This window comes from Nocardia sp. XZ_19_231, from assembly GCF_015355705.1.
Taxonomy (GTDB): Bacteria; Actinomycetota; Actinomycetes; order Mycobacteriales; family Mycobacteriaceae; genus Nocardia; species Nocardia salmonicida.
The window spans coordinates 123,701-144,766 of record NZ_JACUZI010000004.1 but is presented as its reverse complement, the minus strand read 5'-3'; the positions used below and the strand labels follow the sequence as shown (position 1 = coordinate 144,766).

Genomic DNA, 21,066 nt, shown 5'->3' with positions numbered 1-21,066 from the left:
TCACCGACCGCGAGAAGTCGTCTCGAGCTCTACCTGATCCAGTCCCTCGGTCCGACCCATGGCCTCGACGTCGACACGATGGCCTGAATCGTGCTCAACGCGGGCTTCTCCACCGCGCTACGCTCGGTCAAGATGGAGGAAGAGGGCATGGACCGCGATGCGGTGATCGACCAAACCGCTGACATGATCGGGCTCTGGATCAGCGCGGTAGCACTGGAAGACTCACCCGGCACTGCCCCGAAGCAGCGCAGGAGCGCAACTCCCGAAGCTGATCGCTCGAGCATGGCGTTGCGGGGTGATGCGGTTCGCCTCGACCGACCAGCCGACCGAGGCGAACCCTTCCCCATGCACCCACACACACGCCGCCACGTCGCGGGGCAAGGTTCACTCTAGGCGCTTGCGCGGCTCGAACACGGGTGCCGCGCCAGCGCAATCACAAGTGGCACAGGCAGCTTCGCCCGGACCCCCTCCGATGCGCTGTGCGGCCGCCTATCGAGCACTCTCAGTGACTGGAACCACTGCGTCTCGAATCCACGCGTTCGAGCTTGGTCCAACCGGTCCAGCCCCGCTGCTTCAGCAACTCGATCAGTCGACGGGTCGGCCGCGCGGCGTCGAACGCCAGCGCGTCGAGCAATTCGACCAAAGACGGCTCGAAGCCGCCCCCGACATAGTCCTCGCCCTGCTCATCAGCGAGCTGTGTGAGGTAGGCGGCCATATTGTCGACCAGCTCGATCAGCATCGGATCGTTGTCGGTTCGGTCGAGGGCTTGGCCCAGGGTGAGGTAGAAGTCGACGAGCTGCGGATGGGCGATTTGCGCCCGCTTGCGTGCCATCAACTCCGGGACTCGCTCGGGTGAGTGCGCGACCAGCGGGATCCAGCCGTCGCGTTCGACCTCGACGATCCGCTCGTCGACACCGAGTGCGCGCAGGTGGTCGAGAAACTCCACTACCTCTGGCGGCAACGCCAGGCTGTCCCCCGCGGCGAGGCGAGCGATCCGTTCGCGGTGCCGCTGCCGCTGCCAGATCTCCGCCCGCAACCGCGTATCGATGTCCGCGATCGCCGCCGCGAATTCTTCGGCGTCGGCCTGGAGCAGTTGTCGCACGCGCGCCAACGGAACCCCGGCCCCCGCGAGGGTCCGAATTCTTATCAGCTCGACCACGGTGCCCGCGTCGTACCTGCGATAGCCGGAGTGGTCGCGCTCAGGCTCCGGCAGTAGCCCTTTGGCGTGATAGTGGCGCACCGCACGCACGGTCACTCCGGCATACGAGGCGAGCTCGCCGATGGTCAGCATCGGATCAGTCTCCTTGGCCTGCAAGCATTTCAAGAAGCCGTCTGGTCGGCGGGAGTTCGCTCGCCCCGGATGATCCGGGCGATGTCCGGAGCGTGCGTGAGGACCAGCGCGTGACCGGCATCGAGCCAGGATGGGCAGATGTCGGGCCGCTCGCGGACCAGCCGGTCGATGCCCGCACGCCAGAGCCGATTGTGCCGCGGCGCTCGCCCCTCGTCGCTGTCACCGGCCATCGAGGTCGACATGATCACGCGGATCGGACAGTCGATCCGGCGGTACCGGTCGAGGATTCCGGACCGGATCACATCGAGCTCGAGATTGAGGTCGAGGATTTCCTGTCCGGTGAGCAGCACTTGGCGCGCAGTGCCTTCGACTGTCTCCAGCCAGGTCGCCAGGTCGTCCCAGAGCACGCGAAATTCCGGCAGGTCGATCTCGGTGATGAACGGTTCAGGGATCGGATTCGCCCCATCGATGACGACGAGTTCGCTGACAGCGTCGGGATATTCGCTGGCGTAGTGCACGACCAGATCCGCACCGTACGAGTGACCGGCGAGCACGGGCTCAGCGGGCAGGCCGAGGCGGCCCAACTCCGCCATCACGGCGACGAAATCGCCGAAGAACGCCTCGAAGGAATATCGGTCCCCGGCGGAGGAAAGGCCGTGGCCCCGTAGGTCGAAGGTCACCACGTCGAAGTCACGCCGCAACTCGTCGACGAGTTCGTGCAGTTCTGCCTGTGTCGAAATCAGACCAGGACACAGAACCAAGGGTCGCCCTTCGCCACCGCGAGACACCGGGATCGTGACGCCGTCGTGGCGGACCGTGAAGTGATCGGCTTTGGTAGTCATGCCGACCATGCTGCGGGGCTTCCCCTACGTCAGGGTCAACCGTGCCCTAGGCCATCAGACTCAGCAACCCCAGGTCCTCGGCCAGCGCGCCGTCCTGGCCGAGCGCAGCGAAGTCGGCCTCGACGTCGGAGAGGGCGAGCTTGCCCGCCCGCACCGCTCGGTAGCGCACATACGACCAGAGGAAGACATCGAGGTTGTCGAAGCGGGTGCCACCTTCGAGCACTTCCTCCTCGTGAAACCACACCGCGACCTGACCGGTCGTGAGCACGACATAAAGGTTGCCGCCGCCGTCGGCGCCGACGGAGAACACGTCCTCGTCGGTCAGTTCGGTGGTGTAGTCGGCATCGAGAATCTTGCAGCCGTTGTCGGCGAAATCGAAAGCGTAGGACCAGTCGAAGATGTCGAGGAACTGCGGCAGCCGACCGGAGCGCACCCGGCGGTCGAAGGCCGCCAATGCGGCAGCGTCGACAGGGGCCAATTTTTCGAGAAATGGCTCCACCGAACGGTTTTCGGCGGAGACGACAACGGGTTCGCTGTCATCCGGGAACCAGCGGGCGAGATCGGCATCGAGGCCACGATCGGTGTACCCGACGAGGTCGGCGAGTGTGAGCGTCACGCTGAGATTGTAGAAATGCTGTCCGACATGTGCAGTCCGACATGATGTTCGGAAAGTCAGTGCTCGAGCGAGGGATCCCAGCGGTTGGCGAGCAGCTTGAAGCTCGGAAGGTCCTCCAGCGAGGTCAATGCCTCGTAGATGCGCTCGTACCGCGTCGAGGCGATCCGCCACGACCCGTCCTCGTCGCGACGATAGGTGTCGGAATAGTATCCGCCACCGCGGATCTGAACTTTCGCGCTCGGCACGAGGACAGTGTCTTCGAACGCCCAGGAACCCTTCGCGGTATCGCCGTCGACCTCGATCTCGGGGTGGTTGGCGATGTGAACCGTGACGATCCCGGGCCCGAGGTTCTTCTCCATGAACGCCACGACGTCGGCCCGGTTGTCGTAGTGCAGCGGCTCGCCCATGGCCTGAGTGCCATAGCGCGCGGAGACGTCCTCGGCGAGGCAGTCCGCGAACTCGTCCCACAGCTTCAGGTCGAGTGTGCGGAAATAGCGGTGCTTGAGACGCTTGATCTCCTCGATCGCGACAAGGTCCATGGCCGGATTGTAGAACGTGTTCTAGATCCGGGTGAGCATTCGGCCGACCTCGCCAACTCAGGTTGGAATGTCATGAAGAAGATCGCCGGCCGGCGGCTCGATCACCTATCTGCTCGGACCCAACGGCGCCGGACTGCTGGGCGACCCGCGGATCATCGTGCTCGACAACGGCCTCGACGTGGACGGCATCCTGTGGCTGCGGACTGATCGGCGGGGCAGCAGCGGATCGCAAATCGGGTAGCGTGGAATGCGCGCTTCTACTCGTTCGCATCGCTGCGAACGACCCTTCTCCTCGATCTGCGCGAATCTCTGGCCGCTCTCCGGCACAGCACCAACCATGAATGCGGAGATTCGTATGTCGCCACCCATCGACCCGAGGACGCCGCCATGACCGTCACAGACGAATACCTGAGCAACAACACTGCGTACGCAGCGCAATTCAGCGGCCCGCTCCCGCTGCCGCCCAGCAAGCACGTCGCCGTGGTGGCGTGCATGGACGCCCGCCTCGACGTTTACCGCATCCTGGGTCTGCAGGACGGTGAGGCGCACGTCATCCGCAATGCGGGCGGCGTGGTCACCGACGACGAGATCCGCTCGCTGGCCATCAGCCAGCGGCTGCTCGGTACCACCGAGATCATCCTGATCCATCACAGCGACTGCGGCATGCTCACCTTCACCGACGACGATTTCAAACGGGCCATTCAGGACGAGATCGGCATCAAGCCGACCTGGTCCGCCGAGGCCTTCGGCGATCTCGACGAGGACGTCCGCAACTCGCTGCGCCGCATCGAACGCAGCCCCTTCATCACCAGCACCACCTCCCTGCGCGGATTCGTCTTCGACGTCGCGACCGGGAAACTGAACGAAGTGCTCGACTGATCCTCGGGTGAGCCTGCCCGAGCAGCCGCGCTGCTCGGGCATCTGCACTACTCGGCGCGCTTCAGGAGACGAGCTTGCCGAGAATATCCCGCAGCGAGGCCCGCTCCTCGTCGGTGAGTCTTCCGAAGAAATCGTCGGCGTCCTTCGTGCGGGCCTCGGTCAGGGCGTCGAGGGTTCGCTTACCCTGTGCGGTCACCGACACGAGAGTGGCGCGGCGGTCTGTCGGATCGGGCTCGCGCGTGACCAACTCCGCCTTTTCGAGCGCGTCCACCACCTCCGTGGCCGACCGGGGGCTGATCCGCAACGCGTCGGCGACGGCCGACAACCGGAGTCCGTCGTGCTCGCCTGCCACCCGGAGCGCGCGGGCCTGGTGCGGGGTCAGCCCCATCGGCGCGTACACCGCCGACCAGCGCCGACGCAGCGTCCTGGCCACCTGCATCAGCAGGTCGCTCTCGTTGTCGGGCATAAACCCGCCTCTCGCCTTGTTTCCCCTACCAGATAGTGAGGTAACCTCAGCATAAACACAACCCAAGGGGGTTGCATATGGAAGTGAAAGTCTCCGGCGGTCGCACCCGCCGACCCGACCCGGCCGACCGCGCACAATTGCGCGAGTCCCCGGTGTCTCTGCGCCGGATCGCCGCGCTCTTCGCGCCGTACCGGCTTCAGCTCACCCTGCTGACCGTCCTGATCGTGGCGGGTTCGACGATCAGCCTCGCCTCGCCGTTCCTGCTGCGACTGGTGATCGACGACGCGCTGCCCCACCAGGACGTGTCGCTGCTGCTCTGGGCCGTGGGCGGCATGCTCGCCGTCACCGTGCTCACCGCGGTGCTCGGCGTCGGCCAGACGCTCATCTCCACCACCGTCGGGCAGCAGGTCATGCACGTGCTGCGGGCCGATGTGTTCCGCCACCTGCAGCGGCAGTCGCTGGCGTTCTTCACCCGCACGCGCGGCGGTGAGGTGCAGTCGCGCCTGATCAACGACGTCGGCGGCATGCAGTCGGTGGTCACCAGCACCGCGACCTCCATCGCGAGCAACGTCACTACCGTGGTCGGCACCGCCGTCGCGATGGCCGTGCTGTCGTGGCGGTTGTCGCTGCTGTCGCTGGTGGTGCTGCCGCCGGCGATCTGGCTGACTCGACGCGTCGCCCTGCTTCGCCGCGACATCACCGCTCAACGCCAACGCCACCTCGCTGATCTGCACGGTCAGGTCGAGGAGGGACTTTCGGTGAGCGGCGTGCAGCTGGGCAAGACCCTCGGCACCGGTCCCCTCGCCTCCGCCCAGTTCGAGAAGACCTCGCACGACCTGGTCGGCCTCGAAGTGCGCTCGCAGCTCGCGGGCCGCTGGCGGATGGCCACCATGAGCATCCTCTTCGCGGCCATCCCCGCCCTGCTCTACCTCGCCGCCGGACTTCCGGCGACCAGTAGCGGCATGACGATCGGCACGCTGGTCGCCTTCACCACGCTGCAAGCCGGTCTCTTCCGGCCGCTGATGGCCCTGCTCAACGTGGGTGTCGAAGTCACCAGTTCGATGGCGTTGTTCAGCCGGATCTTCGGCTATCTCGACCTTCCGGTGGAGATCGATGAGCCCACCCAGCCGGTCGACCTGGACCCGCGCGATGTCGTGGGCGAGGTCCGGTTCGAGGATGTCGGTTTCCGCTACGACGCGGCGGGCCCCGACGTGCTCGACGGCGTCTCGCTCGTCGTGCCGGCTGGGTCGACACTGGCCCTGGTCGGCGAGACCGGCTCCGGCAAGACCACCCTCGCCTCGCTCGTCGCGCGACTGCACGACGCGACCGCCGGGCGGGTGAGTATCGACGGCGTCGACGTCCGCGACTTGGAGCTCGGCACCCTGGCTCGCATCGTCGGCGTGGTGTCGCAGGAGTCCTACCTGCTGCACACGACCATTCGCGAGAACCTCCGCTTCGCCGCGCCGAGCGCCACCGACGCCGAGATCGAGCGCGCGGCCCGCGCCGCCCAGATCCACGAACTGATCGCCTCGCTGCCCCAGGGCTACGACACCGTGGTCGGGTCGCGTGGACACCGGTTCTCCGGCGGCGAGAAGCAGCGCATCGCCCTGGCCCGCACCCTGTTGCGCGACCCGCGCGTGCTGGTGCTCGACGAGGCGACCAGCGCTCTCGACAACGAGACCGAGCGTGCGGTGCAGGCCGCCATCGACGTGGTGGCCCAGGGCCGCACGGTGATCACGATCGCCCACCGGCTCAGCACCATCCGCGACGCCGACCAGATCGCCGTACTCGACCACGGCCGGGTCGTCGAGCTCGGCGATCACACGACGCTGATCGACGACGGGGGACGCTACGCGCGACTCAACGGCGCCGCCGAGGTAGTGGCGGCCTGAGCCGACGGGCACTCCCCCGGCGACCGCCGCTCGTCCCAGGATCTCCTCTCCGCAGGTCTCGATACATGAGCACCCACACCTTCCCGCAGGGTGCGTACCTCATCAGGAAACGAGCAGGACAGTCTTGCCGGTCAGGCGGCCTGCGCCTGCGTCGGCATGCACGTCAGCCAGCTCTGCGACCGGGCGACGCTCGGCGATGTGGAGGTGGAGCTTGCCTGCGTCCACCTTGGCGACCAGCTCGCTCAGCTGGGCTCCGTCACTGCGGACCCACAGGCTCTCGCTGCGGACCCCGCGAGCGGTGTCCTCGGGAATCGGGCCCGCCGAGCTCGTGGCGATCCCGCCGTCGGCGACATAGTTCGTCAGCTGGGCGAGGTCCTCGGGGGAAACTCGCACGTGGTTCACCACGACCTGGAACGGCCCACCCACCGCGTCCGGACCGGCGGCGAGGTCGAGCGGGCCTTCGACCCGGACCGCGCCGTAGCCGCGGAGCCGGTCGGCGTGCTCCGGCGCGTCCACCGCGGTCACCTGCGCTCCCGCATCGACAGCGAGCTGCACCACCAGGCTGCCCACCGCACCCGCCGCCCCGTTGACCAGGACCGTCTGACCCGGTTTCAGCTCGGCGAGCTCGAACGCCAACTGCCAGGCCGCGAGGCCGGTCAGCGGTAGCGCCGCAGCGTCGACCAACTCGATCGTCTGCGGTGCCGTGGCCAGGGACTCGGCGGGGACCAGTGCGAATTCGGCTGCGCCGCCAGCGGAGTCGAGGGGCAGCATCGCCACGACCCGGTCGCCGACTGCCCAGTTCGTCACGTCCGCGCCGAGTTCGACGACGGTGCCTGCCAGGTCGATGCCCGGCACGTAGGGCAGCGCGATCGGGATCATCTCCGCCAGATGGCCGGCGCGGATGTGATCGTCGACCGGGTTGAACGAAGTGGCCTCGACCTGCACGAGCACCTGCCCGGGCGCGGGGACCGGACGGTCGATGACTTCGGAGCGCAAGACTTCGCTGGTGCCGAACTCGTGGAAACGGATTGCCTTCATGGAACTGTCCTCCGGGGTGTTTCGATGTCGTCGCCTCGAGATGAGGCGATCGAGTGGGAAGGGGAAAGTCGAACCGACTCAGGTCAGTTGGACCGAGCGGATGGAGTTGCCCATGACCAGGCGGTCGATGGCGCTCACCGCGCTGGCTGGGTCGGTAGCGGCACCAACGGTGAGCAGCAGCGGGACGAAATGTTCGGCCGTCGGGTGGGCGACGGCGGCACCGGGCGCCTTCACGCGGTAATCGGTGAGAGCATCGACGTCGCCGCGAGCGAGAGCATCGGTTGCCCATTCGTCGAAAGCTGTTGTCTCGGTGACGAGCTCCGGTCGGCGGAAAACGGCGAAGCTGTGCGTCATGAAGCCCGAGCCGAGCACGAGGACGCCTTCTTCGCGCAGCGGCCGCAGGCTTGCGCCGAGTTCGAGAAGCACGCGGGGGTCGAGGCTGGGCATCGACAGCTGCACGACCGGGACATCGGCTGCGGGGTACATGGCCATGAGCGGGATGAACGCGCCGTGGTCCAGGCCGCGGTCGGCGAACTCGTGCACGGGCGTGGAGCCCAACAGACCTGCGAGTCGGCGAGCGAGGTCGGTGGCGTCCGGGGTCGCGTAGGGAAGGGTCTTGTAGTGGGGGTCGAATCCGCTGAAGTCGTAGTAGAGCGGGGTGCCGGCCGCGGCTGCGGTGATCGCGGCCGGTGCTTGTTCCCAGTGAGCCGAAACGACCACGATGGCACGGGGTTTGGGCATCGATCGGGCCCAGGCGAAGAGGTCGCCGAGCCACTGCGGATCGTCGAGGGTGAACGGGGCGCCGTGGCTGACGAACAGGCTCGGCAGTGGCCCGTCTGCCGGACTCCACAGGCGTTGTTCGCGCGCCTGTGGCACGACGCGAGCGAGGAGATCCGCGTAGGCCGCGGCAGGCCTATTGGAAGCTCGGTCGTTCATGGAAGGCCCTGGGCTCGTAGTCATCGCAATCAGCTCCTCAGCTTGCCCAGGAAAGTATTCTAACTTGCCTGAGCAAGTGAAAATGTAGCGCACAATGACTTGCCCAGGCAAGTGCAGGTTTCCCAGGCAAGTACGATGAGCGCATGAACACCCCCTCACCCTGGCTCGATGACGACCAACAGGAGCTCTGGCAGGCACTACTGACGGTCGTCATCGCCCTCCCGGCGGCTCTCGACCGCCAGTTACAACGCGACGCGAGCATCTCCAACTTCGAGTACGGGGTGCTCGCCCAGCTGTCCATGGCCGACGACCACACGATGCGCCTGAGCGACCTCGCCCGGGTCTGCGACAGCACCCAGCCCCGCTTGTCGAAAGCGATGGACCGCTTCGAAGCCCGCGACTGGGTCACCCGCCGCCCCGACCCGAGCGACGGCCGATACACCTTCGCCACCCTCACCGACAGCGGCCGCCAGAAGCTCGCCGAGACCGCCCCGGAGCACGTCGCGCAGGTGAAGCGGCTCGTATTCGATCCGCTGACCGCCGCTCAGCGCCGCAACCTCGGGACCGCACTCACCCGCATCGCCGCCACCGTGCGCGGGGAACTCGAACAGGGTTGAGCAGATTCCTATCAGCCGGTGATGAGGTGTTCGACCTCGCCGATATCGTCGAGAGTCAAGGTGAGGACGTCTCCCGGCTCGAGCCAGTTGCCGGTTTCCATGCCGCTGCCGCCGGGCAGCGTGCCGGTTCCGAACAACTCTCCGGGATAAAGATGTTCGCTGCGGGAAGCGTGCGCGAGGACTTCACCGAGGCTCCATCGCATCCCTGCGCTCGATACCGTGTCGACGGTGACTCCGTTGATTCTGACCGACCCGGTGAGGTTATCGATACGTGGCAGGATTTCGTCCGCGGTCACGGCTGTCGCCGACATCGAACTGGCGAAATGCTTGGATTTCTGTGGCCCGAACCCACTGGCCATCTCGGCTCGTTGAATGTCTCGCGCGCTGAAGTCGTTGAGCAGAACGAACGCGCCGATCGCGGCCGCGGCCTGCTGCGGCGTCGCGCAGTACAGCGGCTCGGCGAGAACGAATCCGATCTCGAGTTCGTAATCCAATGCCGACGAGTAGGCCGGCGCGCAGATCGGGGTACCCGACGGAACGAATGTCAGATGGTTTCCCATGTAGTAGATCGGCTGCTGATAGAACAACGGCTTCGGCTTGAACAGCGGAAAGCTCCGACCACTCAGCCGCTCTACCGCGGTGGCCAACCGGTACTGCGTCGGATGGAATCGGCGCACCAGACCGCGGCTGGCGTCGATATTGTGCTGCTCGAACACCATGAAGTCCCGAAATGATGCCGGGTTGAACGGCAGCAACAGCTCGGACTCCCGCAGGTGCCCGTCAGCGACGTCGAGCTCCCACTGATCACTGAACACCGTGCCCGTTATCGGTTCCGGATGCGCAGACCACTGCCCATCACGGAAAGACTGTGTCTGCAAACCATCCTCGGTCCGAACACGACGCAACTTCATCGACGATCCTCTGTTCGCTGTGGCGGAAAGTCGGCTCGCGTGCGTCTCGGCACCGATGCCACCTTTCGCGAGTTGTGGTACTTCACAGACCTGACCCAAGGCATCGGTACCCGTTCTCCCTGACCATAGGGTCGACAGATGCCGAGTCAACCAAAACCCAACAGGCGCGGCGCAATCCAGCTGGCGGCGGCCGTCGGCGCAGGTTTGGCACTGTCCGGTCTCCCGGTCCCCGCCACCGCCGATCCGAACGTTCGATACCGTGGATACTCTGACGAGGACCGCGCCGAACCGTACGCGAAATTCATGGCCGCGCAAACCGCTCCTGTTCTGCCGTCGGTGGCCGCGGCCTATCTCGGCGGCCCGACACCACCGGAGCAGATTCCCGAGTTCTCCGCACTCCCGACGGACCTCTCACCGCACAATATCGCCGCGGTGGAAACCGGCTACGGCACAACCGAATCCGGCGCGATCTGGGTCGCTGTACATACCGAGATGCGGGGCGTCACCGCCGCCATGTGGGACTGGTGGTTCGCCTGGCACACCGTCGAATCCGCGCGCTATAAACTCTGGCACCCCGACGCGCACCTCTACTGCGCGGTCGCCCGAGACCGGTCGGCGGAACGCATCCCCGACCGCGAAAAGTACATCGGCAACATCGCCTATGTCGATGAGTACATCGGCCCGAAACTGCAGCAACTGGCGATTGCCTTCACCGACCCGCGTGCCCACGGCTTTCGCGTCCCCGATCAGCACACGATCATTCTCGGACGGGTCGGCAGCATCGTCGCACCGGTCGACCTCGGGTGGCTGGCGCACCAGGTGAGGCCGATACCCGCGGGATGCGAAATGCGCAGTCGCTTCTACCTCAATCTCCACGGCCTCCACCGACCCGACCTGTCGCAAGCCGCGCAAGCGATCGAACGCGGACCTGCCGTCGATCCCCGAGACCTTGTCCTCGATGTCGACCTCGCCCGCGAACTACTCCTGCACTGCGGTCAGGAAATGAACCATCTGGCCGGATTCCTGCCGCAGCTCTACCAGGAATTCGCCCGCTGACGCCGATTCAGCGCGACCCATTCGAGCCCGCGGGTCATCGGTCGAATGCGACGTCGAGAATTTCGCTTCGAGGCAGTGACTGACAGGCAAGTCGGGTACCGCGGGCCAGATCGTGCTCGTCGAGGGTGTGGTTCTCGCGCAGGTGGACCTCGCCTCGACGCAGGGTGTACGCGCAGCCACCACAGGTTCCCTCGCGGCACACATAGGGCGCGTCCAATCCGCGAGCGAGCAGCACATCGAGGAGCACGGTGTCCGTCGGCCAGGTGATGGAATGGATCTCATCGTCGAGTTCGACCGTCGCTGTCGAGCTCGACGCACTGTCGCAGACCGCCTGGGCGGGTGGGCTGAAAGCATCGATGGTCAGCGACATGAAAGTCTCGGCGTGAATATGAGGCGCGGCAAAGCCGTTGGCGACCAGTGCGCCGCGAGCTGCCGCCATGAAGGGGGCCGGACCGCAGAGGTAGGCGTGTGACTCCGCGGGCGCGGTGAGCCAGGACCGTAGCGCGACCTCGGTGGGTCGGCCGGATTCCGATTCCAGCCAGTGCGTGATGGTGAGACGATCGGGGTGGCATCGGGCCAGCGCATCGAGTTCGCGAGTGAAGATGACGGATTCGGCAGTGCGGTTCGCGTAGGCCACCGTGATCGGATTGTGGTGCAGGGCAAGGGCAGTCCGCAGGATGGACATGATCGGGGTGATTCCGCTTCCCGCGGCCACCAGCAGGAACGGCGCGGTCCAGTCCCGCGGGACGAAGCTGCCCGCCGGTGCGAGAACATCGAAAACCGTTCCGGGCGAAGCATTGTCGAAGATCCAGTTGGATGCGCGGCCGTCAGGGACGCGTTTGACCGTGATGGTCGGGCGGGCCAGGAGATGCGGCGAACTCGACAATGAGTAGCAGCGAGCGAGCGACCCGTTCGGGCATGGCACCCGCAGTGTCAGGAACTGTCCTGGCTGGTAGTCGAACGGGGCCGCCGGACCCGGCATAGCATCCAGCGTCAACGACACCGCATCTGCTGTCTCCTGGATGACATCGCGGACTTTCACCTGGTAGATGTGCTGTTCGAGCCCTGTGGCTGACATCGTCGTGCAACTCCCTCGTGGCGGGTATCGAGTCTCGGCGCCCTTGCAGCCACAGTGTGGACCACAAATGTGCCATTGACAAATGGCACATAAGCTGATGACACTGTGGCTATGACAACGACAAGGTCAACGGCGACCTCACGGTTGGCGAACATGGTGGCGGTGCCACCTTCACGACGATCCCGGCTGGCACTGACAGCGGGCCACCACGTGCTGCGTCCCATCAACTGCGCACTTCCGCACAATCGACTCGGCATAGCCGCGGCCAGAACGGTGACAGCCGCGATCATGGCCGTGGGCGGACCGCCCCCCAGGGGAACCCGGGTCACGCCGGTGCGGTCCGGTGCGGTGCGCGGGGAATGGGTTCGGGCCGCAGATGTCGAATTCGGCGACCGGGCAATCTATTTCGTCCACGGAAGCGGATACGTGCTCTGCTCGGCGCGTACGCACCGCGGTCTGGCGGCCCGGCTGTCACGGGAGACCGGGTTGCCGGTATTCGTGATCGACTACCGGCTCGCGCCGGAGCACCGATTCCCGGCCGCGGCCGACGATGTCGCGGCCGGGTATCGGTGGCTGCTCGGAAATGGTTATCGCGCAACGGATGTGCTCATCGCGGGCGACTCCGCCGGTGGCCATCTGACGATGGACCTCCTGCTGGACAACGCCAGGACCACCACCCCGCAACCCGCCGGTGCCGTGCTGTTCTCGCCACTGATCGATCTTTCGTTCGGGTTGGCCGAGCACCATCAGCGCCACGGCACCGAAGCCATGGCCTCGGCGCGCGTAGGCCGCAGCGCTGCCGAGCTGTACATCGCGCAGGAACCGGCCGACTCGCCGCGACTGCGGCTGACAATCCCGCCCGGCACGGCGCTACCGCCGCTGTTCGTGCAGGCCAGCGACACCGAGATGCTGGTCGGCGATGCCGTGCACCTGCGCGAGATGGTGACAGCGGCCGGCGGCTCCTGCGAACTCGAGCTGTGGCCCGGACAGGTCCACGTCTTCCAGGCCCTGCCGCTGCTGGTGCCAGAGGCCGCACCGGCGCTGCGCCGAGCGGCCCGTTTCATCGCCGACGCACTGGCGGCATCCGATACCTCGACCCGAGAGCGAGCGAGCTGACCGTGGGAATACTGGATTATCTGCCGGGCAACAGCCGTCGATCCTTCAGCGCCAAGGCCGTGGTCACCGGGGCAGGAAGCGGCATCGGGCGGGCGTTCGCGCTCGAACTCGCGGCCCGCGGCGGCCAGGTGGTGTGCGCCGATATCGACAAAGACCGTGCCGAGCAGACGGTGCGATTGATCGAACGCGTGCACGGCGCGACCGCGCATGCCCTGTTCTGTGATGTCGCCTCCCGCAGCGACATGGAAAGCCTGGCACTGCACACCGAGTTGCTCTTGGGCGGCCCGCCCACCCTGGTAATCAACAACGCCGGCGTCGGCATCGGCGGTAGCCCTGTCGGCGACATCGGTCTCGACGACTGGCAATGGGCACTCGGCATCAACCTGTGGGGTGTGGTCCACGGCTGTGAGCTGTTCACCCCGCAACTGCGTGCCGCCGGACGCGGCGGCATCATCAATGTCGCGTCGGCGGCGGGCTTCGCCGCCGCACCGACCATGGGGCCCTACAACGTCTCCAAGGCCGCGGTCATGTCGCTGTCGGAAACACTGGCCGCCGAGCTCACCGGTAGCGGACTCGCGGTCACCGTGCTGTGCCCGACCTTCGTCAAGACCAATGTCGCCCGCGACGGCCGCATCGACGCCACAGCGATGAATCTGGCCGAAACGCTGATGCGCTGGACCGGCTACTCCCCCGAGCGCGTCGCCCGGATGACCCTCGATGCCAACGACCGAGGCCGCCTCTATGTGTTGCCCCAGCTCGACGCGCGGCTGATCTGGCTACTCAAGCGGCAATTCCCCACCCTCTACACCCGCGGCCTCGGCACCCTCAATCGCCTGCTCCCGCAAGCCGATTCGAACCCGAAGCCCGTCACGACCACCGACACCGAGAAGACAGGAGTCTGAGATGTCCTTCGACTTCGACGACATGCTGGCCAAGATCAAGGCCCGACAGTGGGCACTGGCCGATATCGACTGGGACGCACCGGGCGCCGAACTCGTCGACCCCGTATTGCACGCCAAACTGAAGCCGTTCATGGCCGATCTGATGTGGATCGAAAACGTCGGCGCCCGCGGATTCGCCGCCATGGCGCAGAAGGCGCCCACCGAGACGCTGCGTGAGATCTACCGCTACTTCCACGCCGAAGAACAGCGCCACGCCAACGCCGAGCTGGCGCTGATGCGCCGCTGGGGGATGCTCGACGGTGACGAGATCCCGGAACCGAATATCAACGTCAAACTGGTGATCGACTTCCTCGACAAGCACGCCGACGGCATGTCGCTTTCCTTCCTCGGCACGGTCATTCCGATGCTCGAGGTCGCGCTGGACGGCGCGCTGATCAAATTCATCACCGACGAGGTCACCGACCCGGTCGCGCAGGACGCGTTCAAGAAGATCAATGCCGACGAATCCCGGCACCTGGCCACCGACTACGCGGTCATGGAACTGCTCGGCCACTCCCCCGCCCGCAAACTGCTCATCGATCTGGTCGGCGGCTGGGCCAAGCCCTCGCTACTCATCGGCGTTCTGAGCTATGTGCCGCTGTTGAACAAGATGCGCGACAATGTCGTCGACATGGGCGTGGACGAGGAGCGTCTGTACGCGGCTATGCGGCGCTTCAGGGCCGTCGGTGAACGCAATCCGATCGCCAACCGCGTACCCATGTACCGCATCGTCAAGATGCACGCCAATTGGGTGATCAACCGCGATCACCCCTACCACCTGCTCGCCGACGCACTGGTGAAACTGACCGCCCGTGTTCCCGACCGCTTCCTCGGACCGCAGCCGACCTGGTCCAAGGAACTGACCTACGAGCCGGTCGCGTGAGCGCCGTCGAGCCGCTGGATGTGGCGATCATCGGTGCGGGTTTCGCGGGCATCGGTACCGCGATTCGGTTGCGCCAGAAAGGGATCACCGACTTCGCGATTTTCGAACGCGGGTCGGAGGTTGGCGGAACCTGGCGCGACAACACCTATCCCGGCGCCGCGTGTGATATTCCTTCGCGGTTGTATTCCTACAGCTTCGCGCCCAATCCCGACTGGTCGCACACCTACTCCGGCAGTTCCGAGATACTCGACTACATCGAGTCGATGGTCGAGGAATTCGACCTGCGGCCCCGGATCAGGTTCGGGCACAACGTCACCGGAACCACCTTCGACGAGGTGAGCGGCCTGTGGACCATCGCCATGGCAGGGCGTAAGCGCGCAGTTCAGGCGCGCACGATCGTCATCGCCTCTGGACCATTGTCCAATGCCAGTTTTCCCAGTATTCCCGGGATCGAGGACTACCAGGGGCACAAGATCCACAGTGCGCGCTGGGATCACGACTACGACTTCACCGGTAAACGGGTCGCTGTGGTCGGCACCGGCGCGAGTGCCGTGCAGATCGTTCCCGAACTCGTACGCCGCGCCGCGGCGGTCAAGGTATTCCAGCGGACTCCGGGTTGGGTGCTACCCCGGGTCAACCGACCGACCAGTCGGCGAACCAAGCAGATGTATCGTCGGCTGCCGGTCACCCAGTCCCTCGCCCGCCGAGGCTGGTTCTGGGGCCATGAGTCGGTGGCGCTCGGGGTCGTCTGGAACACGCCGCTGACCCGGGTCGTGGAATCGGTGGCCAAGCTGCACCTGCGTTCCCAGGTGCGCGACCCGTGGCTGCGCCGCCAGCTCACCCCTGGGTTCCGTGCCGGCTGCAAGCGGCTGCTGATGACCAGCGACTACTACCCGGCACTGCAGAAGGACAACTGCACCCTGGTCACCTGGCCGATCGCCCGCATCAGCGAATACGGCATCCGAACCGCCGAGGGTATCGAGCACCGCTTCGACGCTATCGTCTTCGCCACCGGATTCGAGGTTTCCAAGACCGGCAGCCCGATCCCGGTGACCGGCCGCGACGGGCGGGTCCTCGCGGACGAATGGAGCAAGGGTGCCTACGCGTTCAAGAGTGTCGCCGTGGCCGGATACCCGAACCTGTTCCTCACGTTCGGACCGAATTCGGGACCCGGCCACAATTCGGCGCTGGTGTACATGGAAGCGCAGATCGACTATCTGACCGACGCCATCGGCATGATCCTGACGCAGAATCTGCGCACCCTCGAAGTTCGCCGCGACAAACAGGACCGGTACAACGAACAGCTACAGAAGCGTCTGACGGCGACGACGTGGAATTCCGGCTGCCGCAGTTGGTACCTCACCGAGGACGGCTTCAACGCAACGATGTTCCCCGGCTTCGGCACTCAGTACGTTCGGCAACTGGCTGTCGTCGACCCCGACGACTTCCTATTCACCCCCGCCGACGCGGAATCGGTGATCGGAACCAGCGACCATGCCGTGGTTCCGCTCGGCTAGGGTGACAACGATCCCTGTGTCCATGTCCCCGAGGACGCAATCCGGGGACATGGACACAGCCGGTGCCTGCTCGGTGGCCGCGAGACGAACAGGAGACGAGACGGGTGTCGGAGTACCGCATCGATGATCTCGCCCGCGCCGCAGGAACCACCGCCCGCAACGTGCGCTCGTATCAAGAGCGCGGACTGCTCCCGGTGCCGACCGCCCGCGCCGGGCGCGCCCTGATCTACGACGACACCCACCTCGAGCGCCTGAAACTCATTGACGCGCTGCTGCAACGCGGCTTCACCACCGCGCATATCGCCGACTTCATCACCAGCTGGGAAACCGGCAAGGATCTCGTCGATGTCCTCGGTTTGCCGCGTACGGCGACCCCCGACCCGGTCGACGCCTCACTCGAGGTCCCCCTCGAACTCGTCGCGACCTTCCTCGGCGCCGAGGCGAACGACCCGACGATGCTGACTCGCCTCAGCGAGCTCGGGGTGCTCCGAGTCCGCGGCGACATGGTGGAATTCACCGATCCGCTCCTGCTCGAGACCTTCGTCGACTTGCGCGAGTACAAGTTCGACCTACGCCGCCTCGCCGACCTGCAGGCAGTGGTCCAGCATCGTCTCGACGACATCGCCCACCAGATGTTCACCGTCACCCGCGACCATCTCGTCGAACTACACGGCCCCGGCTGGCTACCGACTACCGACGCCGAGATCGCCGAAACCACCACCATGATCAATCACCTGCGTGACGTTGCCGTTGCCGCCGTGCAGCACAGCCTCGTCCAAGCGCTCGACCGCACGTTGACCCAGGAACTGGGCGAGTACCTCGCCACCACCGCCGAGAGCCGCTCTGCTGCGGACCCGGAGTAGTTCCTCCGTACACCCGCAGATGTCAGTCAGCCTTCAGACCACGACATCTCGTCGCGCGGCGGCGAGGTTGGCGATCAACTCCGCACGAGTCTGGGACTCGTGCGCGACCCATGCGGGCTGGCCGGGACCACTGCGCCAGGATTCGCTGAGCGGGCTGTTGTCGACGGTGTCGAAGCCGAACTGGTCGTACAGACGTGTCACGAGTTCTATCGCCTCGGGAAAGTCGCTCGACGCCGACAACGCCAGCCGCCCCGGAGTCCCCGCGGGTCGACCCGATGTGGTGATGCGAGGAGCCTGGATATGGGTGAAAGTCTTGACCACCTTGGACGTGGGTAGGTGTTCCTGGCGCAGCTCGTGCACTGTCTTCTCGCCTGATTCGACGACCGGGAATCGGCCGTCGCGCCACGCCATGTAGTTGTTCGTGTCGAGGACGACCTTTCCCGCGAGCTGATCGACGGGCATGTTGTTGATCAGCGCGAGCGGGACGGCCACCACGGCGAATTCCCCGGCCGCCGCAGCCTCGACCGCTGACGCGGCGCGCGCCGAGGGGCCGAGTTCAGCGATCAAGTCACGGAGGGTCTCGGGTCCGCGCGAGTTGGCGATGACGACGTCGTAGCCGTTCGCGATGGCCGCACGGGCGATCTGACTACCGACCTCGCCTGCGCCGATGATGGCGATTGTTGTCACGGTGTCTTCCCTAAAAATGGTGTCGGCGGATGGGTGAGTCGTCAGCGCGCGAGGGCGCTCTCGATCATCTGCAGCGCCGCGCTCTTCGCCCGACGTAGCTCGTCCTCACCGATGCCTGACTTGTGCAGAAATTCGATTCCCTGCATGACAGCGATCAGTGCGCGAGCAGTCTGCTCGGCATCGATGCCCGCATCGATCTCGCCCGCCTCTTTGGCCAGATCGATCTGTCGAACGAACAGTTCGAGCGTCCCGGCGTATGCCTGGCAGGCCATGGCCTTGACCTGCTCGTCCTGGGAGCTCAGAGCCGCGGCGCTGTTGGCCATCAGGCAGCCTTGCGGCGGTAGATCCAGACGGCCGCCGTCCTCGAAGGTGACCGCCGAGGCGAGTCCGTGCCATGGGCTCGGGTCGGCCGACATGGCAGCTTCGAGCCCGGCGGACTGGCGAGCGCAGTAATCCTCCAGGATCCGGACGAACAAGTCGTGCTTGTTGCCGAACGCCCCGTACAGGCTCTGCGTGCCGACCCCGGTCGCGTCGGTGAGGTCCTGGACCGATGTGGCCGCGTAGCCATCGCGCCAGAACGTCGACCTCGCGGCAGTGAGCACAGCCTGCTCATCGAACTTCCTCGGCCTGGCCATCTTTCGACCGTACCAGTTATGGAGGGAACGTTCAATAATTGACAAGACGCGTCACCGTCTGCAATTTTTGATCAATCACTCCATAACTCGAAACCAAGGATGACGCACATGGTGACAGGACCGCTCGAAGGCAAGACCGCGCTGGTGACAGGCGGATCCAGGGGCGTCGGCGCGGGCATCGTCGCCCGATTGGCCGCCGACGGGGCACGGGTGGCATTCACCTACGCGAACTCCAAGGAACGCGCGCAAGACGTGGCCGACACCGTGGCCGCGACCGGAGGAGTCGCCCACGCGATCCACGCGGACAGCCTGGCCGAAGAGGATGTGGTGTCTGCGGTGGCGCACACCGCCGACCGGTTCGGCGGCCTCGACATCCTGGTCAACAACGCCGGTGTCGGCAGTTTCACCGAGATCACCGAGCTGACGATGTCGCAGATCGACGCGATGCTGACGGTCAATGTGCGCTCGGCGGTCGTCGCCATCCGAGAATCGCTGGCGCACTTGGGCGAGGGCGGGCGGATCATCAACATCGGCAGCATCAATGCCGACCGCATGCCCTTCCCCGGCGGGTCGATCTATGCCATGACCAAAGGCGCACTGGCCAGCCTGACCCGTGGACTCGCCCGCGAGCTCGCCCCGCGCGGAATCACGATCAACAACGTCCAGCCCGGCCCGGTCGACACCGAAGCCAACCCGGCCGATGGACCAGCCGCGTCGGCCATGCTCAGCGTGATGGCGGTCGACCGATTCGGAACCACGGCGGAGGTCGGCGCTTTCGTTTCCTTCCTCGCCGGGCCCGAGGCTGCCTACATCACCGGCGCCAGCTTGAACATCGACGGCGGATTCGGCGGCTGATATCCGGCTCGACCGCTGACGGCGGGGCCCACACCGTGCTCGTCACCCGCTGACGCGCTAGTGGGTGCCCGCCTCGGCGCGTGCGTAGAACGCGGCGAGCTCGTGGGGGTTCTTGGTGTAGACGTCGATCTTGCGCACGGTGCCGTTGTCGACCTGGTGGATCTCGATCATGGTCAGCGGGTACTGCTCACCGATGGGCCGCCACCGCCGACCGCATCGACCCCGCATCAGCACCGACCCCACATGGCCGATCATCGCCACCAACATCGGCGCCGCCGCGCGCGCTGGCCTCTGCCCGCGACACCCACGTTCGACCCGTCCGAGTCGTCCGACCCCGTTACCTGGCCCGCTTCGCGGTGGGCGCGCTGCGCATCGAGCGGGGAAGAACCCCTATGACCGGGAGCTGTCGAACCTGATCGGCGAACTGTCCACCCGCAGTGACGCCTTCCGCGTGATGTGGGGTGGTGCACCAGCGTGGTCGGAGGGACCCCGAGACCGGCGGCGTGGCTGACCGTCCTGCTACTTCACCGCTGGAAGGGCAGCACCGTGGCCAGCGCGCGTAGTGCCGCGAGATAGTCCTCGTTCAACGCCTGGATCGCGACATGATCGGCACCCGCGTCCAGGTGCGCCACCAATCCGGCTCCGACCTCGGCGGGTGTGCCGTGGATGGCGAGAACATCGACGAGCCTGTCGCTGCCGGGCTTGGTGATGTCCTCCTCGGAGAATCCCAAGCGGCGCAGATTGCCCAGATAATTCACCAAGCCCAGGTACATCGACAGCGTGCCCCTGGCAATCTCACGCGCCCGCTCCACATCCTCATCCAGGACGACCTTCTGCTCCACGACGAGTAGCGCGCTTTCGCCGAGGGTTTCGCGGGCGATCGTGGTGTGCGTCGGCGGGGCGAGGTAGGGCAGTGCGCCCGCGGTCCGGTCTCGGGCGAGTTTCAGGACGCGGGGGCCGAGCGCCGCCAATGCCCTGCGCTCCTTCGGTACGCCCGCCGCGTCGAGTTCGTCCAGGTAGGCCACGAGCGCGTCATACGGCTTGATCGCCTCCGTGCCGTTGGCCTCCCGATGACCGACCCCGATGCCGAGCAGGAAACGGCCGGGAAATCGCTGGTCGATCCGGTGAAAGGACTCGGCGACGATGTCCGCAGGCGCCGTCCAGATGTTCACGATGCTGGTGCCGACAGTCAGCGACTCTGTCGCCTCGAGCAGCGATTCGGTCACCGGCAAATCCGCGGGCGGCGAACCGCCGAGCCACAACGCGCCGTACCCCAATTCTTCGATCTCGCGGGCCGCCGCTGGGGTGAACCCCTTGTAATAGCGCCACACACCGAATTTTCCGAGATCATCACCGGTCATGCCGAAGGCAACACGGGCCCCCTCGCGACTATTCCGAGACCGACGCT

23 protein-coding genes are annotated in these 21,066 nt (G+C 65.9%); 10 read left to right on the top strand and 13 right to left on the bottom strand.

Annotation, left to right across the window (positions count from 1 at the left end; all coding sequences use genetic code 11):
• Positions 1 to 502 precede the first annotated feature (502 nt).
• The 4 genes from IBJ82_RS19245 to IBJ82_RS19230 are packed head-to-tail and all read right to left on the bottom strand — an operon-like array spanning position 503 to position 3,288.
• The gene (locus IBJ82_RS19245) at positions 503 to 1,291 is read right to left on the bottom strand and encodes a MerR family transcriptional regulator (RefSeq protein ID WP_194827342.1); all 789 of its coding nucleotides are present in this window, start codon (positions 1,289 to 1,291) and stop codon (positions 503 to 505) included.
• Between the two features lie 29 nt (positions 1,292 to 1,320).
• A complete protein-coding gene (locus IBJ82_RS19240) occupies positions 1,321 to 2,133 on the bottom strand; it encodes an alpha/beta fold hydrolase (protein ID WP_228537410.1) in 813 nt (270 codons plus the stop codon).
• Positions 2,134 to 2,179: 46 nt separating this feature from the next.
• On the bottom strand, positions 2,180 to 2,749 hold the full coding sequence (locus IBJ82_RS19235; protein ID WP_194827340.1) for a hypothetical protein: 570 nt from the start codon (positions 2,747 to 2,749) through the stop codon (positions 2,180 to 2,182).
• A 56-nt stretch (positions 2,750 to 2,805) separates the two neighbouring features.
• Positions 2,806 to 3,288 (bottom strand): nuclear transport factor 2 family protein, encoded by a 483-nt coding sequence (locus IBJ82_RS19230; protein WP_194827339.1) that lies wholly within the window; start codon positions 3,286 to 3,288, stop codon positions 2,806 to 2,808.
• Positions 3,289 to 3,675: 387 nt separating this feature from the next.
• Between IBJ82_RS19230 and IBJ82_RS19225 the strand changes: the two genes are divergently transcribed.
• Positions 3,676 to 4,167, top strand: a complete 492-nt coding sequence (locus tag IBJ82_RS19225) for a carbonic anhydrase (protein WP_194827338.1) — start codon at positions 3,676 to 3,678, stop codon at positions 4,165 to 4,167.
• 61 nt (positions 4,168 to 4,228) lie between these two features.
• On the opposite strand, the gene IBJ82_RS19220 is transcribed toward IBJ82_RS19225, so the two are convergent.
• Positions 4,229 to 4,633 (bottom strand): MarR family winged helix-turn-helix transcriptional regulator, encoded by a 405-nt coding sequence (locus tag IBJ82_RS19220; RefSeq protein WP_194827337.1) that lies wholly within the window; start codon positions 4,631 to 4,633, stop codon positions 4,229 to 4,231.
• Between the two features lie 77 nt (positions 4,634 to 4,710).
• On the opposite strand from IBJ82_RS19220, the gene IBJ82_RS19215 reads away from it, so the two are divergent.
• Complete coding sequence (locus tag IBJ82_RS19215; RefSeq protein ID WP_194827336.1) at positions 4,711 to 6,525, top strand: ABC transporter ATP-binding protein; 1,815 nt, start codon at positions 4,711 to 4,713, stop codon at positions 6,523 to 6,525.
• Between the two features lie 102 nt (positions 6,526 to 6,627).
• On the opposite strand, the gene IBJ82_RS19210 is transcribed toward IBJ82_RS19215, so the two are convergent.
• A complete protein-coding gene (locus IBJ82_RS19210; protein ID WP_194827335.1) occupies positions 6,628 to 7,563 on the bottom strand; it encodes an NADP-dependent oxidoreductase in 936 nt (311 codons plus the stop codon).
• A gap of 78 nt (positions 7,564 to 7,641) precedes the next feature.
• Positions 7,642 to 8,499 carry a dioxygenase gene (locus IBJ82_RS19205; RefSeq protein ID WP_228537409.1) on the bottom strand — a complete coding sequence of 286 codons (858 nt, stop codon included), beginning with the start codon at positions 8,497 to 8,499 and terminating at the stop codon, positions 7,642 to 7,644.
• A 143-nt stretch (positions 8,500 to 8,642) separates the two neighbouring features.
• Here IBJ82_RS19205 and IBJ82_RS19200 point away from each other — a divergent pair, with 143 nt between their 5' ends.
• The gene (locus IBJ82_RS19200) at positions 8,643 to 9,116 is read left to right on the top strand and encodes a MarR family winged helix-turn-helix transcriptional regulator (protein WP_194827333.1); all 474 of its coding nucleotides are present in this window, start codon (positions 8,643 to 8,645) and stop codon (positions 9,114 to 9,116) included.
• 11 nt (positions 9,117 to 9,127) lie between these two features.
• On the opposite strand, the gene IBJ82_RS19195 is transcribed toward IBJ82_RS19200, so the two are convergent.
• Entirely contained in the window at positions 9,128 to 10,027 is a 900-nt protein-coding gene (locus IBJ82_RS19195) for a fumarylacetoacetate hydrolase family protein (protein WP_194827332.1), read from the bottom strand.
• Between the two features lie 138 nt (positions 10,028 to 10,165).
• Between IBJ82_RS19195 and IBJ82_RS19190 the strand changes: the two genes are divergently transcribed.
• On the top strand, positions 10,166 to 11,083 hold the full coding sequence (locus IBJ82_RS19190) for a DAPG hydrolase family protein (protein ID WP_194827331.1): 918 nt from the start codon (positions 10,166 to 10,168) through the stop codon (positions 11,081 to 11,083).
• A 34-nt stretch (positions 11,084 to 11,117) separates the two neighbouring features.
• Here the strand turns inward: IBJ82_RS19190 and IBJ82_RS19185 are convergent, their stop codons facing one another.
• Positions 11,118 to 12,161 (bottom strand): ferredoxin--NADP reductase, encoded by a 1,044-nt coding sequence (locus tag IBJ82_RS19185; RefSeq protein WP_194827330.1) that lies wholly within the window; start codon positions 12,159 to 12,161, stop codon positions 11,118 to 11,120.
• A 153-nt stretch (positions 12,162 to 12,314) separates the two neighbouring features.
• Here IBJ82_RS19185 and IBJ82_RS19180 point away from each other — a divergent pair, with 153 nt between their 5' ends.
• The 5 genes from IBJ82_RS19180 to IBJ82_RS19160 all read left to right on the top strand — a co-directional run bounded on the left by IBJ82_RS19180 (position 12,315) and on the right by IBJ82_RS19160 (position 17,481).
• Complete coding sequence (locus IBJ82_RS19180; RefSeq protein WP_194827817.1) at positions 12,315 to 13,277, top strand: alpha/beta hydrolase; 963 nt, start codon at positions 12,315 to 12,317, stop codon at positions 13,275 to 13,277.
• Positions 13,278 to 13,279: 2 nt separating this feature from the next.
• The gene (locus tag IBJ82_RS19175) at positions 13,280 to 14,179 is read left to right on the top strand and encodes an SDR family NAD(P)-dependent oxidoreductase (protein ID WP_194827329.1); all 900 of its coding nucleotides are present in this window, start codon (positions 13,280 to 13,282) and stop codon (positions 14,177 to 14,179) included.
• A 1-nt stretch (position 14,180) separates the two neighbouring features.
• Complete coding sequence (locus tag IBJ82_RS19170) at positions 14,181 to 15,101, top strand: ferritin-like domain-containing protein (RefSeq protein WP_194827328.1); 921 nt, start codon at positions 14,181 to 14,183, stop codon at positions 15,099 to 15,101.
• Positions 15,098 to 16,618 carry an NAD(P)/FAD-dependent oxidoreductase gene (locus IBJ82_RS19165; protein WP_194827327.1) on the top strand — a complete coding sequence of 507 codons (1,521 nt, stop codon included), beginning with the start codon at positions 15,098 to 15,100 and terminating at the stop codon, positions 16,616 to 16,618. Before IBJ82_RS19170 ends, IBJ82_RS19165 begins: the two co-directional genes overlap by 4 nt.
• A gap of 104 nt (positions 16,619 to 16,722) precedes the next feature.
• On the top strand, positions 16,723 to 17,481 hold the full coding sequence (locus tag IBJ82_RS19160) for a MerR family transcriptional regulator (RefSeq protein WP_056820811.1): 759 nt from the start codon (positions 16,723 to 16,725) through the stop codon (positions 17,479 to 17,481).
• 33 nt (positions 17,482 to 17,514) lie between these two features.
• Here the strand turns inward: IBJ82_RS19160 and IBJ82_RS19155 are convergent, their stop codons facing one another.
• Positions 17,515 to 18,168, bottom strand: a complete 654-nt coding sequence (locus tag IBJ82_RS19155; RefSeq protein WP_194827326.1) for an NAD(P)-binding domain-containing protein — start codon at positions 18,166 to 18,168, stop codon at positions 17,515 to 17,517.
• Positions 18,169 to 18,209: 41 nt separating this feature from the next.
• Positions 18,210 to 18,803: a TetR/AcrR family transcriptional regulator gene (locus IBJ82_RS19150; protein ID WP_194827325.1), complete on the bottom strand. Its 594-nt coding sequence runs from the start codon at positions 18,801 to 18,803 to the stop codon at positions 18,210 to 18,212.
• Positions 18,804 to 18,914: 111 nt separating this feature from the next.
• Here IBJ82_RS19150 and IBJ82_RS19145 point away from each other — a divergent pair, with 111 nt between their 5' ends.
• Entirely contained in the window at positions 18,915 to 19,658 is a 744-nt protein-coding gene (locus IBJ82_RS19145) for an SDR family oxidoreductase (protein ID WP_370585414.1), read from the top strand.
• A 57-nt stretch (positions 19,659 to 19,715) separates the two neighbouring features.
• Here IBJ82_RS19145 and IBJ82_RS19140 read toward each other — a convergent pair whose 3' ends face one another.
• Both IBJ82_RS19140 and IBJ82_RS19135 read right to left on the bottom strand, forming a co-directional pair.
• On the bottom strand, positions 19,716 to 19,925 hold the full coding sequence (locus tag IBJ82_RS19140) for a hypothetical protein (protein WP_194827323.1): 210 nt from the start codon (positions 19,923 to 19,925) through the stop codon (positions 19,716 to 19,718).
• 257 nt (positions 19,926 to 20,182) lie between these two features.
• Positions 20,183 to 21,019, bottom strand: coding sequence for an LLM class F420-dependent oxidoreductase (locus IBJ82_RS19135; RefSeq protein WP_194827322.1), 837 nt, complete (start codon positions 21,017 to 21,019; stop codon positions 20,183 to 20,185).
• Between the last annotated feature and the right edge of the window lie 47 nt (positions 21,020 to 21,066).

Coding starts and splice junctions, on each gene's coding strand:
- IBJ82_RS19240 (WP_228537410.1), bottom strand. CDS start 2,133: ATGACTACCAAAGCCGATCACTTCACGGTCCGCCACGACGGCGTCACG.
- IBJ82_RS19195 (WP_194827332.1), bottom strand. CDS start 10,027: ATGAAGTTGCGTCGTGTTCGGACCGAGGATGGTTTGCAGACACAGTCT.
- IBJ82_RS19215 (WP_194827336.1), top strand. CDS start 4,711: ATGGAAGTGAAAGTCTCCGGCGGTCGCACCCGCCGACCCGACCCGGCC.
- IBJ82_RS19190 (WP_194827331.1), top strand. CDS start 10,166: ATGCCGAGTCAACCAAAACCCAACAGGCGCGGCGCAATCCAGCTGGCG.
- IBJ82_RS19170 (WP_194827328.1), top strand. CDS start 14,181: ATGTCCTTCGACTTCGACGACATGCTGGCCAAGATCAAGGCCCGACAG.
- IBJ82_RS19245 (WP_194827342.1), bottom strand. CDS start 1,291: ATGCTGACCATCGGCGAGCTCGCCTCGTATGCCGGAGTGACCGTGCGT.
- IBJ82_RS19220 (WP_194827337.1), bottom strand. CDS start 4,633: ATGCCCGACAACGAGAGCGACCTGCTGATGCAGGTGGCCAGGACGCTG.
- IBJ82_RS19205 (WP_228537409.1), bottom strand. CDS start 8,499: ATGAACGACCGAGCTTCCAATAGGCCTGCCGCGGCCTACGCGGATCTC.
- IBJ82_RS19210 (WP_194827335.1), bottom strand. CDS start 7,563: ATGAAGGCAATCCGTTTCCACGAGTTCGGCACCAGCGAAGTCTTGCGC.
- IBJ82_RS19230 (WP_194827339.1), bottom strand. CDS start 3,288: ATGGACCTTGTCGCGATCGAGGAGATCAAGCGTCTCAAGCACCGCTAT.
- IBJ82_RS19225 (WP_194827338.1), top strand. CDS start 3,676: ATGACCGTCACAGACGAATACCTGAGCAACAACACTGCGTACGCAGCG.
- IBJ82_RS19180 (WP_194827817.1), top strand. CDS start 12,315: ATGGTGGCGGTGCCACCTTCACGACGATCCCGGCTGGCACTGACAGCG.
- IBJ82_RS19150 (WP_194827325.1), bottom strand. CDS start 18,803: ATGGCCAGGCCGAGGAAGTTCGATGAGCAGGCTGTGCTCACTGCCGCG.
- IBJ82_RS19200 (WP_194827333.1), top strand. CDS start 8,643: ATGAACACCCCCTCACCCTGGCTCGATGACGACCAACAGGAGCTCTGG.
- IBJ82_RS19140 (WP_194827323.1), bottom strand. CDS start 19,925: ATGTTGGTGGCGATGATCGGCCATGTGGGGTCGGTGCTGATGCGGGGT.
- IBJ82_RS19185 (WP_194827330.1), bottom strand. CDS start 12,161: ATGTCAGCCACAGGGCTCGAACAGCACATCTACCAGGTGAAAGTCCGC.
- IBJ82_RS19135 (WP_194827322.1), bottom strand. CDS start 21,019: ATGACCGGTGATGATCTCGGAAAATTCGGTGTGTGGCGCTATTACAAG.